We start from the raw sequence: 14,122 nt of genomic DNA on the forward strand, positions 1-14,122 counted from the left end.
GATCTAGTAATGTCACCACGATTAAAATGAACCAGATGATTCCTAATAAAAATCGTAATACACCACCCACGAATAGTAAAATTAATAATATACTCATAGTGCTTTTTGTTTACGCCCCCATAATAGATAGATTATTGCTCCTAAAAGTGGGGCCATTAGAATAAATAATATCCAAATGAGTTTACGATAATTGCTCATTTCCTTGGATTTTATGATATCAAATATTGAGAAAGGGATGACAAGAACTATCGAAATTGCTGTAAAGGCAATCAGTATTAACTCTAATATTCCAATATTGTAAAATAAGAGGTTGGTCATTGCATTTTCTTTATTTTTTGATTTTTACCTATATTAAGATATAATGTTGTTCCTAATAAGGGAGCCATAACAACTATGGTGGACCAGAAAATCTTATCTTTCGGATTTTTAAATTCTGATCTCGAGATATCAATTAAAACGTATGCCAATGAAATGACATAAGCAACTAAAATTAATATTATCAATAAAATAAGAACTGAAAAGCTGACATTTAAAAAAATTAGCATAATATCATTTAATTTATTTAAATATAAAGTTATTTTCTCTTAGATTGAATATTTTCTCCAATCTGCTGACGCCACATGGCAAAATATAGACCTTTTTCAGCAAGCAGCTCTTCATGCTTGCCTGATTCAATGATATGTCCTTTTTCTAGTACAAATATTTTATCAGCATGCATAATAGTTGAAAGTCGGTGTGCAATAAGTATGGTAATATGATCACTAACAACAGATACATTACGAATAGTTTCGGTAATTTCTTCTTCAGTTAATGAATCAAGTGATGAAGTAGCTTCGTCAAATACCAAAATGTTTGGTTCACGAAGTAGTGCTCTCGCTATTGAAAGACGTTGTTTTTCGCCACCTGATACCTTTACCCCACCTTCACCAATAATCGTATCTAGACCTTTATCAGCACGTGAAAGAAGATTTTGACATGCGGCTCTTTGTAATACTTGCATACATTCCTCATCACTAGCATCCGGACGAACAAAAAGAAGGTTCTCGCGAATAGTGCCCGAAAATAATTGGGTATCCTGTGTTACAAAGCTGATTTTTTCACGAAGTTCGTCCAAATCAATTTGCTTAGAAGGGACGTCATTGTATAGAACTTGGCCGCTTTCAGGATGATATAAGCCTACAAGTAATTTAACCAAAGTGGTTTTTCCTGATCCTGAGGGACCAACAAATGCGATTGTTTGTCCCTTCTTTGTTTCAAATGAAATATTTTCAAGTGCATTTCGGTTTGACGATTGATGCTTAAAGCTTACTTCATTAAATTTAAGGCTGTTTACACGACCTAAAACAGTAGGGTTTTTAGGTTTTTGTTCTTTTGGTGTGCTTAATATTTTTTTGAAATTATCTAATGAAACTTCAGTCTCACGATAAACATTGATAATATTTCCGAGTTCTTGAAGAGGCCCGAAAATAAAGAATGAATAAATAAAGAGCGAGAAGAATTCTCCAACACTGATTCTACCAGCAAATATTAGATATAGCATTAAGAGCAAAATCATGTTTCGCAGTAAATTAACAAGTGTGCCTTGTATAAAGCTTAAGCTTCGTACATATTTTACCTTCTTGAGCTCGAGTTTTAATATTTTGTTAGTGGTATTACCAAGGCGTTTTATTTCTTGACCAGAGAGCCCAAGACTTTTAACTAACTCTATATTTCTCAACGACTCGGTAGTAGAGCCTGCAAGAGCTGTAGTTTCTGCTACAATAGCCTTTTGTACCACTTTTATCTTTTTGCTCAACACAGAGCTTATAAAGCCTAAAATGGGAATTACTGAAATATAAACAACTGCAATTGACCAATGAATATTTATTGCATAGATAAAAACGAATGTTACTCCCACTAATGAGGTGAATACAATATTTATGAGTGCAGTTATAAGTTTCTCACTATCGGTTCTCACCTTTTGTAAAATCCCTAATGTTTCGCCACTACGTTGATCTTCAAATACTGAATAGGGCAATTCTAAAGAATGTGCTAAACCATCTGAATAGATTTTAGCTCCTAAACGTTGCGTAATTACATTGACATAATAATCTTGGAAGTTTTTCGCGATTCGCGAAACCATTGCTACTCCCATTGCTGCTAGTATTAATAATCCAGCACCTTTAAAAAATTCTTCGGTTGTATATTCTTGGTATCTAGTTACATAAGTATCGATAACTTTTCGAAAAATCCATGGATCCAAGAGTGAAAATATCTGATTTACAGCGGCAAGTAGTAATGCTAGGAAGATTAGTCCTTTATAATTTTTTAAATATTGTAATAGTAGTTTCATAGGTAATTTGTCATAAAAAAGAAAGGGAACAAGTTAAATTCCTATTCCCTTTCTTTTGATATGTTATATTTTAGTTAGACAGTCATGATGTCTTTTTCTTTAAGCTCCATTAGTCGATCGATACGAACAATACAGCTATCAGTTAATTTTTGCACTTCACCTTCACCGGTTTTGATTTCATCATCAGATACACCTTCAGATTTTGTGCGCTTGATTTTCTCATTAGCATCTTTACGGATGTTTCTAACTGCGATTCTTCCTTTTTCGGCTTCTTCTTTTACTTTTTTAACTAAGTCTTTACGGCGTTCTTCTGTAAGTGGTGGCACATTTAAGCGGATTACCGTACCATCATTTTGTGGGTTTAAGCCGATGTTTGCCTCCATAATTGCTCTTTCAATTGGAATGAGCATTGCTTTTTCCCAGGGTTGTACAACAAGCGTACGTGCATCTGGTGTATTTACCGTTCCAATTTGATTTAAAGCTGTTGGAGTGCCATAATAATCTACAAAAATACCATCTAACATGGTTGGCATTGCCTTGCCGGCACGTATTTTTACCAATTCATTATCACAAAACTCAATGGCTTTTTCCATATGAGCTTTCGCATCATCCAGTTGTTTCTTTATAAGCTCGTTCATAATATTTCTGTTCGATTTGCAAAATTAATTAAATTCCTCTTATCTCAGGTATTTAAACATTATTCAATCTATTTTATCCCCTAACTAATGTTCCAATTGGTTCTCCTTCTGCTAAACGCATAAAATTACCAGGCTTATTCATATCGAAAACAATAATCGGTAGTTTATTTTCTTGGCACAATGTGAAAGCGGTCATGTCCATTACATTCAAATTCTTTTTATAAACCTCATCGAAAGTAATTTCATCGTAACGTGTAGCATTTGAATCTTTAAGAGGATCAGCAGTGTAGATGCCATCTACACGCGTGCCCTTCATCACTACATCCGCATTGATTTCAACCGCTCTTAAAGATGCGGCGGTATCAGTGGTAAAATATGGATTTCCGGTTCCTGCCCCGAATATGACAATTCTTCCTTTTTCTAGGTGTCGAACTGCTCTTCTACGAATAAATGGCTCACATATCTGTTCCATTTTAATCGCTGTTAGTAAGCGAGTTTTTACTCCAGTTTTTTCAAGTGCATCCTGTAAAGCCATACTATTGATTACGGTGGCAAGCATGCCCATATAGTCGGCTTGAACTCTGTCCATCCCTGCTTTTTCTGCACTTAATCCGCGATAGATATTACCACCGCCAATTACTAAGGCAATTTCTATTCCTCTTGCATGTACAGCTTGAATGTCTTTTGCATATTGTGCTACGCGATCAATATCGATGCCATATTGCTTTTCGCCCATCAATGCTTCGCCACTTAGTTTTAGGAGGATACGTTTAAACTTCATCTTTTTAATTTATTAAATTATTTTCTAATATACCTGAAAAGTAGGTCTTTTGGAATTGTAAATTTTTGTCAAACACCAAAATATCAGCAGCATAGCCAGTCTTTAAATATCCGTGTTTAGTATCTTTTATTAGTTTTGCTGGGTATGTTGAAGCCATTCTTAAAGCTTCATCTATTGGAATATTAACGTGATTAACACAATTTTCTACCGCCTTAAGCATGCTTAGGCATGAACCTGATAAAGTTCCATCCGGCATGGTATAACGATCGCCGGTAAATACATGTTGATAAGCTCCTTGATTACTTCTTGTTACTGCATCAGTAATTAAGAATAATTTGTCGCCCATTTCTTTCTTAGCTAACTCAATCATCGGAAAGCTAACATGTACACCATCAGCTACGATGCTTGTGTATGGTTTTGTCTTAAAAATTGCTGGGATTAGTCCCGGCTCTCTATGATGAATAGCTGGCATTGCATTATAAAGATGAGTGGCAGCATGCACTGGATTGTTTAGGAAAGATAAAGCTTCCTCATAACTTGCATTGCTATGACCTGCAGAGATTATAATGCCTTGTGAATCAAGGTAATCCATCAGCTCTCTGTCTTGAAGTTCAGGTGCGATGGTCATCATTTTTATTTCTCCTTCGGCGAGTTCAACCCAATTCTTTAGCTCTGATAATTTCCCCTTTTTTATAAATTTTTCGGGGTGTGCACCTTTTTTTATAGGATTAAGATAAGGGCCTTCAAGGTGTAGTCCCAAAAATACCCCTTTTGCCTTTTTGCGATATGATTTGGCCGCTTCAATTGCCTTTAATACAACTTCATCATTATTGGTAGCTACTGTAGCAAAAAAACCTGTAGTCCCTTGACCTAGCAAATCAGTTTCCATTTGTTGCAAAGCTTCTTCGCTAGGCAATGAACCGAAAAGTTTACCTCCACTACCATAAATTTGAAGATCGATTAAAGCAGGAGCTATAAATAAGCCTTTTAGGTCGTGAATTTGAAATTCTGATGGTATTTCTGATGGATTGCAAATAGATAATACATGTCCGTTCTTTAGAAGGATCACCTTATTTTCTAATTTTTCTTCGCCAGTATATATGCTGGCATTTATAAGTGCAATACTCATCTGTTTTTTCTTTCTATTTGTAAGATGAAGCCTGTAATGATTATTAAAATCATGTTGGAATCAGGGCTCAGGAATTTTCAGACAAAAAAAATCCTCTCCGTTTTGGAGAGGATTTAAATATTAAGCTCCTAACTGAACCCGTTTAAAGGCGGTAACAGTGAGACCTTTTTCTACATCATTTAAAAACTGAGCAACAGTTTTAGTTGAGTCTTTTACAAACTCCTGATTTAGTAAAGTTGAATCTTTATAGAATTTATTAAGTTTTCCAGCAGCAATTTTTTCTACCATTTCTTCTGGCTTACCTTCTGCACGGATTACATCTTTCGCAATTTCAAGTTCTCTTTCGATAGTTTTTGAATCTACATCATCCTTATCGATAGCAACTGGGTTCATTGCAGCAATTTGCATTGCTACGTCTTTACCAACCTCATCAGCGGATGCTGGATTAGAATTCAAAGCAACTAATACACCTAAACGGTAGTTTCCGTGGATGTATGCGATAACTTTATCACCAGTTACTGACTCGAATTTAGAAACACCAACTTTTTCACCAATTTTACCAATTTGTGAAATGATTGTATCAGCTAACTTTTCGCCATTTAGCTCAAGTTGAATTAAATCATCAAGAGAAGCAGGGTTTTTATCAATTGCTAAATCAGCAATGCTGTTTGCAAAAGCAACGAAATCAGCGTTTTTAGCAACGAAATCAGTTTCGCAGTTAAATTCAACTATAACTCCACGCTTACCATCAGCGGTTGTTTTAGCGATAACTACACCTTCGTTTGATTCACGATCTTGGCGACTAGCAGCAACTTTCGCACCTTTTTTACGTAGGTAGTCGATGGCAGCTTCAAAATCACCATTAGCTTCGGTCAATGCTTTTTTGCAATCCATCATTCCGGCTCCGGTCTGTTGGCGTAATTTATTTACATCTGCGGCAGTAATTTGTACTGTAGACATGTTATTTTCCTTTTAATCCTTTGAATCCCCGCCATTGGCGGGGATCTAAGGGAATATTATTAAAATTAATTTGATTGTTTTTGCAATTGGTATCCCATAATAATTAGGGATTAACTAATTGTAATTGCGGAATAATTCGAAATTATTCTTCGCTTTTTGCTTCAGTTTCTACTGCAACACCTTCAGCAGCAGCCTTACGGGTGCGCTTTCCAGGAGTAGCTGCTTCATCTTTAGCTTCGCCTTCAGTATCTACTTTTGCTTTTGCAACTGCAGCTTCCTTGTCAGCTTCTTCATCCTTCTCACGCTTACGCTCGTCTAATCCTTCGTGGATAGCCTTCATGATAACATCAGTAATCAATGTGATTGATTTAGTTGCATCATCATTCGCTGGGATAGGGAAGTCGATGTTTGACGGATCAGAGTTAGTATCAACCATTGCGAAAGTAGGGATGTTTAATTTCATCGCTTCTGCAACAGAGATATGTTCTTTCTTAACGTCAATAATAAATAATGCAGCTGGTAAACGATTTAAATCAGCAATACCTCCAAGAAGGGCTTCTAATTTGATACGCTCACGCTGAATCATTAATTTTTCTTTCTTTGATAAAACATCAAAAGTACCGTCTTTAGTCATCTTATCGATGTTCGACATCTTTTTGATTGATTTACGAACTGTAGCAAAGTTAGTTAACATACCACCTAACCAACGCTCGGTTACATAAGGCATGTTTACAGAACGTGCTTGCTCAGCAACAATATCTTTAGCTTGCTTCTTAGTAGAAACAAATAAGATTTTGCGTCCTGATTTTACGATTTGTTTAATCGCAGCAGCAGCTTCTTCTAATTTTGTTAAAGTTTTATTTAAATCTATAATGTGGATGCCATTACGTTCCATGAAAATGTACGGAGCCATTTTCGGATCCCATTTACGGGTAAGGTGACCAAAATGTACACCTGCATCCAATAAGTCTTGATATGTTGTTCTTGCCATTGTCTGATCCTCCTGAGATTAACGTTTACTAAATTGAAATTTCTTACGGGCTTTCTTACGACCTGGTTTCTTACGCTCAACCATACGGTCGTCGCGGGTCATAATACCTTTAGCTCTCAATGCAGATTTTTTCTCTGGATCTAGCTCTACAATAGCCTTAGCGATTGCTAAACGAACGGCTTCTGCCTGTCCTTTAACACCACCGCCTGCAACGTTTACAGTTACATCGAATTTTCCTGTTGATTCAGAAACTTCGGTCGACTGCATTACGATATATTGTAATGGCAATGTTGGAAAATATTCCTTGTAATCTTTACCGTTTACGGTAACCTTGCCGCTTCCATCTGTTAGATAAATGCGCGCAACTGCTGTTTTTCTTCTTCCTGAAGTGTTTGTAGTTGACATTTCTCTTAATTACGGTTTAATGGTTTGAGGATTTTGTGCTGCATGCGGATGATCAGTACCTGCATAAACAAACAGGTTCTTATACAATGCACGGCCCAAACTGTTTTTAGGTAACATACCACGTACAGCTTTCTCTACTACGCGAGTAGGATGCTTCGCCATTAACTCCTTCGGAGAAATGAATTTCTGACCACCAGGATAACCTGTGTATGAAACATATTGCTTGTTGGCAAATTTGTTTCCTGTCAGTTTTACTTTGTCTGCATTGATAACAATTACATTATCTCCGCAGTCTACGTGTGGGGTGTACTCAGGCTTGTTTTTTCCTCTAATGATCATTGCAATCTTAGAAGACAAGCGCCCCAAAATCTCGCCCTGAGCGTCAACAACTACCCAATTCTTGTTGGCGGTCGCTTTGTTGGCAGAGACAGTTTTGTAACTTAACGTATTCACTTGCTTTAATTTAAATTATGTATTATTTATTAATTGCCCTAAAAATAGGGACTGCAAAGATACGAAAAATTGATTAATTGACAAAGGCTAAATAGAAAAAAGTAAAATTGATGTAATTCTTGCCTTTTATATAGATTTCTAAAGCTTTGTTTTATTGTACTCCTTGCTAAAACCTTCGGCATCATCCGGACTTATCAGAATTTTTTTACCCGCCTTGCTTATTATTAAAATAGGTTTATCTCTGCTCGTTAAATACCAGGTCATGTCGCCTAATTCATTATTGCTGAATTTTCCATACCAACCAAATAATCCCCCTACTCCAAATGTGCGTATAGTTCCACTTAGCTTGTCTTTATCTATTAAAGTCAGATTTTCAATATCATACCTCTTGATGCGCACACTCTTGATCAATCTATGTATAATTATTTGATCGGACTTAATCTCGTATCTTAATGGTTTTAGATACCAGCATATTAGATATACACTCAATAATAGTATGGCCAGTGGTAGAATAAAATTAAAGATGATCAAGGCTCCAAAAAGGAGACCTACCAAAATAGTAATAATAATGGCAGTTTGGTCGAGAGAGGCCTTGTATTTCATATCACTATTATTGTTAAATTTATACAGGCTCTCCTTTTATATTTAATGAATCTCTCGTCAATATTGGATGAAATCAGACAATGTTCCAAAGCTGTAATTTTGCTTCTTCAATTGATTGATAAAGATATCCATTCTTTCGATCATTTTTGCCCCTGTGTTTTTGCTTACATATCCTGGGAAACCAAATCTTTTTTGATCAGTTAAGTCTGTAAACTCCCAAGGATGAAAGTAAATATTTAAATAGCCATCTTTTTTGTGGGTGCTTTTTGCTAACCAAGTATAGAGCCAAAGTGGTAAATTATGAAAAGAGAGCCAGAATAATGGGAATCGTAACATCGGACTCACAGATGCGGGGATTTGCCAAATTCCTACTTTTTCAAATATTGTTCTAGGGCTTGATAAGTTATTATATCGGCCAGGTAGCCATGTCGGATTTATAGATGAATTATATAAATAACCTGCCTTTCTCACCTCATCCTCATCAACAGGCTTCATTCTAGGCATTCTAAATCCGATGATATCTTGTGAGGAGATTTCTTGAAGTACTTTTCTTGATAATGCAAGATGTGTTTTATCAAAGGCAGAGTGATAATAACCATGCGATGCTAGCTCATGCCCACTAGAAAGTAATCGCTTAATTACCTCAGGTGCATTCTGAGCGAAGATAACCGTGCTGAAAAATGTGGCCTTAACTTGATGTTTATCCAAAATATCTAAGATATGCTTTGTCCCTCTTATAGATATTTCCATCTGATCTTTAAAGGATATTTCTTTATTATATTCAAGAGGCATATCAAATTCCTCTATATCAAAACTGAGAAGTACCAAAATTTTATTCTTTAATATTTGTGGAACGTATGATATAGTTTGGTCTATTTTTTACCTGCATAAACATCTTCCCAATGTAAATGCCGATTATTCCTAAAATGATTAGTTGTAAGCCACCAAAAAATACAATAGTTATAATAATAGATGCCCAACCCGATACTTCCTCGCCCATAAAAAATGCATATAAAACATAAGGGATATACAATATTGATAAGACTGATAGTGCAAATCCGATGTAAGTAGCGGCATAGAGTGGTTTTATAGAAAATGAGGTTACACCCTGAAGTGCAAATTTGATCATTTTTTTGACGCTGTACTTGCTCTCGCCAAAATAGCGGGAATTAGGAGTATACTCCACAGAAGTTTGTGTGAAACCAATCCATTTGAAAAGGCCTCTTAAAAAGGGTTCATTTTCATTAAAGTTTCGAATAACAGAAACAACTTTTTTATCAAGAAGTCTGAAATCGGCTGATCCCGACTCCAACTCTACATCCGATAGACTATTTAGCGTTTTATAAAATAGATTAGACGATATTCTTTTGGCTAGAGGAAGCCTTTTGTCTTCTAAACGTACGGTATATACTATTTCAAATCCTTCTTCCCATTTCCTTAGTAATTCGGGTAGTAGTTGTGGTGGATGCTGAAGGTCGCAGTCCATACTAACCACACAATCGCCTTTAGCATGATCAAGACCCGCCTTTAAAGCAAGCTGATGTCCAAAATTCCTCGAAAATTCAATGAAGAAAACATGTTCATTATTTGGTATCAGCTCCTGTATGGTTTCCATTGTATTATCTGTGCAGCCATCAGCTACAAGAATAATTTCATGTGAATAAGGGAGTTTCTTAAAAACATTGTCAATCTCCGAACAAACCCTAACAATATTTTCAGATTCATTAAAGGCGGGTAGAACTATTGATACTAACTTATTCGATACCATACTTATTGTAATTCTTAAAATCTGAGGTCAACATTTGATAAATTATTGTAAACCAAATCAATACACATGGTAGTGCCTTTAGAGAGTAAGGTTTTATGTACTCATTCCTAATAAATTTTGGAAATAGATCAGAAGGCGACATGCTTGTCAATAAAAACGCAAAAATAAATAAAAACAGAATCCATTTATTTTTAGGTGAAGGTTGTATTACAAACCAAATTGCCACGCCGACAAATGCAATTACATAGGTTGGCGATTCGGAGCTGGTACTGAAAATAACTGTAAAGATCAATGTACTAGCAAGCAGCATTAGTCTGAAATTATTTTCTTTTAATTGAGAAAACCTAAAATAAGGTAGCACAAATAAGATTAATCCTGCCAATATGAAGGGCCAGTTTTGAATAGAATTATCGCCTGAAATTCTACGTACCATTCCCATTAAACATATATCTTGATCAGTGATTAAAGTACTATTCATGATATTTTTCTGAGAAACTGCCAAGTACCAATCTTTATAGGATTGAATAATAAATTCTGGAGATGAAAAAAGCATGGGTAGCGTAAATGCTATTATGCTCCAAAATACTAGTCCCAAAATCAGCTTCTTTTTATCACTAGAGAAAAAGAAGAAGGCGAGGCCAACAATACCATAGAGTTTAATAAAAGTGCCTAAAACAATCATGAAAGCTGCCCAAAAATCCTTTTTCTTCACTATAAATGAAAAGCTTAAAAGTATAATTGCAGTCATACTTGGGTTAAACTGAGAGCTAAGTATAGAGGTTAGGTTTTCATGTGCAGCTATTAATATAATTGCTAAAGTAGCCCCTGATGGCAATGGCAGTTTTCTAATAGCAATAAAAAGTACAGATGAATTAAAGATTGTCCATAATGTATGACCTAACCAATTTGGCAAAATTGCAAATGGCGCAATAAATACACTAAAGATTGGTCCGTAGAGATTGTAATGCTGAAAATTTTCTGGTTGTGGCAAAAAGAAATTTCGTTCATTCACCAAACTGTAGAAAGTAAATTTAAAGATTAGATAGTTGTTAAAATTTCCACTCGACAATAATTTAAGAATAGCAAATGCTGTAATTATAAACCATAGTGAGCTTATGTAGATACTTTTTTTAAATATGGTATTTGTTAAAAAATTGTACATATATCAAATTCGCCTTTATTTTTTAGATGAAATAAATATAGAAACGCCAAAGGGCAGATTAAAAAGTTTGAGTAAAGCCAATTCTGATTTAAAAATTTGGTACAGAATTTTACTTGAGATACTATTATTATTATGTAAAGTAGCATCAGAGCCAGCGCCTACTCTTATAAATCTATCAGGAATAAGTTTGCTTATTAATCTGAAGGCCATTATGGGTACGAATAAAATCGTGTTGAAGTAGGTAGCCTGAATAGTAGGCAAATTTATTTTAGTGAATATTTCTTTTAAGCTAGACATGGTGTACCGTCTAAAATGATGATTAACTTCATCATGATTGCTCCATAATAACATAAAAGCGGGAACCGTTACCACAATCAAACCACCGCTTTTACAGACTCTTTTCATTTCTGAAACTCCTAATGTATCATCCTCAACATGTTCAATCACATCTAATGCACAAACTATATCAAATTCTTCTTCACCAAATGGTAATTCTAAAATAGACCCATTTATGATATTCAAATTCAATGTGCTATTTGCGAAATCACAACAATCTTTGTCGTATTCTAGTGAGGTTACAGTCCCAAATTGAGATAAAAGTTCACTTGTTTTGCCTGTTGCAGCCCCAATATTCAAGATTTTAAGTTTATTTTTTTCTTGGTTTTTGAGGCTTTTTAGAATCAGATTGGAAATAATTTTTGCTCTTGCTTTGAACCACCAATGTTCACGCTCTAAAACATAATATTCTTTGTAGTAATTTTTATCCATCTCTCAAGCTTGGAACGGTGTTTTTTTAAATAGTACAATTATAAATTTTAAACACCTAACAGTAAAGTATTTAATAAAAGGTTTAATTATAACATAAATATTACATAAATCAAAATTTTATAATTTTTGCTGACAACCTGAACATCTAAATTTTTTTTGATTTTCTATTTAAATTGGCCATTTAACCAATAGCTTGAGTGCAATAATTTTTTGATAGATATTAAGATTTGTAATTTTTGAAAAAAAAAGCTCCGCAAGAGAGTTTCTAATTCTTGCAGAGCGTTATTTAATGTTTTATATGCTTGACATTTTCATGCCTTTTATTGTTTAAGCCATTGGGACTTCCATCAATAGAATCTCCGCATTTGAGTTTGCGCTGATGGTAAATTTATCGGTTTCCCAGATTCCAAAGCCGTCTCTTGAATTTAGTTTTTGATCATTTATACTTATATCTCCATTCAGAATAAATGCATAAACTCCGTTTCCAGATCCTTTAATTTGATATTCTGTTGAGAAACCTTCATCTAATTTTCCTAGATGAAACCAAGCATTTTGATGAACCCAAACGCCTTCATCTTCAGGAGTGGGACTTAATATTTGTTGGAGTTTATTGTGACGATCTTCTAAATTTAAAGTAATTTGATCGTAACGTGGCTCCACATTCCCTTTATTTGGAAACATCCAAATCTGTAAGAATTTCACCTCTTTATCTGCATTTTTATTGTATTCGCTATGGGTAATTCCTGTTCCGGCACTCATCACTTGTATGTCGCCATTTCTGATTACCGTTTTATTCCCCATGCTATCTTGATGTTCCAAATCTCCCTCTAGTGGAATGGAAATAATTTCCATATTGTCATGGGGATGAGCTCCAAATCCCATGCCTCCAGCAACGATATCATCATTTAACACTCTTAAAACACCGAAGTTCATTCTTTGCGGATCATAATATCCAGCAAAGCTAAAGGTATGTCTACTATGTAACCAACCATGGTTTGCATTTCCACGAGTATCAGACTTATGAACTACTGTTTTCATTTTTTCTTGAATTAAAAACTAAAGATTTCCATAAAGATTTGATTGTCCGCCATCTATAGCAATAGTTTGACCACTGATATAAGAACAATCTTCACTCAACAAAAATACGACAAGTTTTGCAACTTCCTCGGGTAATCCCAGTCGTTTTGTAGGATTCGATTGTGCATAATCTGTTTCAGCTTTTTTGGGATCTGTAGGGTTCATCTGCTTGAAAGCTTCAGCTACCATTGGCGTTAGAATTGCCCCTGGAGCGATAGAATTGGTTAAAATATTGTATTTACTGTATTCAATGCCTGCATTTTTAGTAATTCCACACACCGCATGTTTGGCTGCAACATAGGCTGTTTGATTTAGCACACCTCGTATTCCCCCCACAGATGATGCATTTACGATGCGGCCATAGTTTTGTTTTTGCATTACCGGAATGATGTAGCGCATACCATAGTACACTCCCATCAGATTGATATCAATTACTTTTTTGAAGATTTCTAAGTCATATTCGGTTAAAAGTGCTTGTCTGCCCTCAATTCCTGCATTATTGTAAAATCCATCTATTCGTCCGTAAGCTTTCATAGTTTGCTCTACAAATTCCTTAACTTCAGTTTCTTTTGATACATCTGCATGTATAAATAGCGCTTCTGTTTCAGGAAAAGTTTTCTTCAGAAAGCTTTTTGTTTCTTCTAAAGTTTTTTCGTTAAAGTCGATTAGACTAAGTTTAGCACCTTCTTTTGCCGCTTCAATAGCGGTAGCTAAGCCAAGCCCCATAGCTGCACCAGTAATTAGTATTACTTTGTTTTCTAATTTTTTCATGTGGATTTATTTAAAGACATTAATAATTAATAATCCAAAACTCAGATTCTTGAAATAAGGTAAATATTAGATGATAAGGTTTTTTACGTTTATTGTTAATCTTCTAGCCTTGAAATAACTAATGGATTAACAAATTAATCAGGCTATTGTTCAAAGAGACAGTAATTGAGATTTTTTAGATAACGTATATTTAAAGCTTTCGAAATATCCGTTTTAAGATCTCTTATTTATTTTTGAAGGGGCTTGTTAATATGGTTTTTAATTAAATCTTATTAATGTTCTGG

Annotated in this window: 16 protein-coding genes; all 16 read right to left on the reverse strand. The window is 34.9% G+C overall.

Annotated features, from left to right (window positions below; genetic code table 11):
• Nucleotides 1-93: 93 nt before the first annotated feature.
• Nucleotides 94-318 (reverse strand): PLDc N-terminal domain-containing protein, encoded by a 225-nt coding sequence (locus tag ACIQ0D_RS03430; RefSeq protein WP_395803117.1) that lies wholly within the window; start codon nucleotides 316-318, stop codon nucleotides 94-96.
• Nucleotides 319-574: 256 nt separating this feature from the next.
• Nucleotides 575-2,332, reverse strand: a complete 1,758-nt coding sequence (locus ACIQ0D_RS03435) for an ABC transporter ATP-binding protein (RefSeq protein WP_395803119.1) — start codon at nucleotides 2,330-2,332, stop codon at nucleotides 575-577.
• Nucleotides 2,333-2,406: 74 nt separating this feature from the next.
• Nucleotides 2,407-2,970 (reverse strand): ribosome recycling factor, encoded by a 564-nt coding sequence (gene frr, locus ACIQ0D_RS03440; RefSeq protein WP_291403964.1) that lies wholly within the window; start codon nucleotides 2,968-2,970, stop codon nucleotides 2,407-2,409.
• A 73-nt stretch (nucleotides 2,971-3,043) separates the two neighbouring features.
• On the reverse strand, nucleotides 3,044-3,751 hold the full coding sequence (gene pyrH, locus ACIQ0D_RS03445; RefSeq protein WP_291403965.1) for a UMP kinase: 708 nt from the start codon (nucleotides 3,749-3,751) through the stop codon (nucleotides 3,044-3,046).
• A 4-nt stretch (nucleotides 3,752-3,755) separates the two neighbouring features.
• Nucleotides 3,756-4,880, reverse strand: a complete 1,125-nt coding sequence (gene nagA / locus ACIQ0D_RS03450) for an N-acetylglucosamine-6-phosphate deacetylase (RefSeq protein ID WP_395803122.1) — start codon at nucleotides 4,878-4,880, stop codon at nucleotides 3,756-3,758.
• Between the two features lie 120 nt (nucleotides 4,881-5,000).
• Nucleotides 5,001-5,840 (reverse strand): translation elongation factor Ts, encoded by an 840-nt coding sequence (tsf, locus tag ACIQ0D_RS03455; RefSeq protein WP_395803124.1) that lies wholly within the window; start codon nucleotides 5,838-5,840, stop codon nucleotides 5,001-5,003.
• A gap of 142 nt (nucleotides 5,841-5,982) precedes the next feature.
• Nucleotides 5,983-6,831 (reverse strand): 30S ribosomal protein S2, encoded by an 849-nt coding sequence (rpsB, locus tag ACIQ0D_RS03460; protein WP_395803126.1) that lies wholly within the window; start codon nucleotides 6,829-6,831, stop codon nucleotides 5,983-5,985.
• An 18-nt stretch (nucleotides 6,832-6,849) separates the two neighbouring features.
• Nucleotides 6,850-7,236 carry a 30S ribosomal protein S9 gene (gene rpsI / locus ACIQ0D_RS03465; protein ID WP_291403969.1) on the reverse strand — a complete coding sequence of 129 codons (387 nt, stop codon included), beginning with the start codon at nucleotides 7,234-7,236 and terminating at the stop codon, nucleotides 6,850-6,852.
• A gap of 9 nt (nucleotides 7,237-7,245) precedes the next feature.
• On the reverse strand, nucleotides 7,246-7,689 hold the full coding sequence (gene rplM / locus ACIQ0D_RS03470; protein ID WP_291403971.1) for a 50S ribosomal protein L13: 444 nt from the start codon (nucleotides 7,687-7,689) through the stop codon (nucleotides 7,246-7,248).
• Nucleotides 7,690-7,827: 138 nt separating this feature from the next.
• Complete coding sequence (locus tag ACIQ0D_RS03475) at nucleotides 7,828-8,292, reverse strand: PH domain-containing protein (RefSeq protein ID WP_395803128.1); 465 nt, start codon at nucleotides 8,290-8,292, stop codon at nucleotides 7,828-7,830.
• Nucleotides 8,293-8,349: 57 nt separating this feature from the next.
• A complete protein-coding gene (locus tag ACIQ0D_RS03480; RefSeq protein ID WP_395803130.1) occupies nucleotides 8,350-9,120 on the reverse strand; it encodes a polysaccharide deacetylase family protein in 771 nt (256 codons plus the stop codon).
• A 4-nt stretch (nucleotides 9,121-9,124) separates the two neighbouring features.
• On the reverse strand, nucleotides 9,125-10,060 hold the full coding sequence (locus tag ACIQ0D_RS03485; protein ID WP_395803132.1) for a glycosyltransferase family 2 protein: 936 nt from the start codon (nucleotides 10,058-10,060) through the stop codon (nucleotides 9,125-9,127).
• Entirely contained in the window at nucleotides 10,047-11,222 is a 1,176-nt protein-coding gene (locus ACIQ0D_RS03490; RefSeq protein WP_395803134.1) for a glycosyltransferase family 87 protein, read from the reverse strand. The genes ACIQ0D_RS03485 and ACIQ0D_RS03490 overlap by 14 nt, the downstream gene beginning before the upstream one ends.
• 15 nt (nucleotides 11,223-11,237) lie before the next feature.
• Nucleotides 11,238-11,990 (reverse strand): class I SAM-dependent methyltransferase, encoded by a 753-nt coding sequence (locus ACIQ0D_RS03495; RefSeq protein ID WP_395803136.1) that lies wholly within the window; start codon nucleotides 11,988-11,990, stop codon nucleotides 11,238-11,240.
• Nucleotides 11,991-12,317: 327 nt separating this feature from the next.
• Nucleotides 12,318-13,028: a pirin family protein gene (locus ACIQ0D_RS03500; protein ID WP_395803138.1), complete on the reverse strand. Its 711-nt coding sequence runs from the start codon at nucleotides 13,026-13,028 to the stop codon at nucleotides 12,318-12,320.
• Between the two features lie 18 nt (nucleotides 13,029-13,046).
• Nucleotides 13,047-13,838 carry an SDR family oxidoreductase gene (locus ACIQ0D_RS03505; protein ID WP_395803139.1) on the reverse strand — a complete coding sequence of 264 codons (792 nt, stop codon included), beginning with the start codon at nucleotides 13,836-13,838 and terminating at the stop codon, nucleotides 13,047-13,049.
• Nucleotides 13,839-14,122 lie beyond the last annotated feature (284 nt).

This window comes from Daejeonella sp. (assembly GCF_044342615.1).
Lineage (GTDB): Bacteria > Bacteroidota > Bacteroidia > Sphingobacteriales > Sphingobacteriaceae > Daejeonella.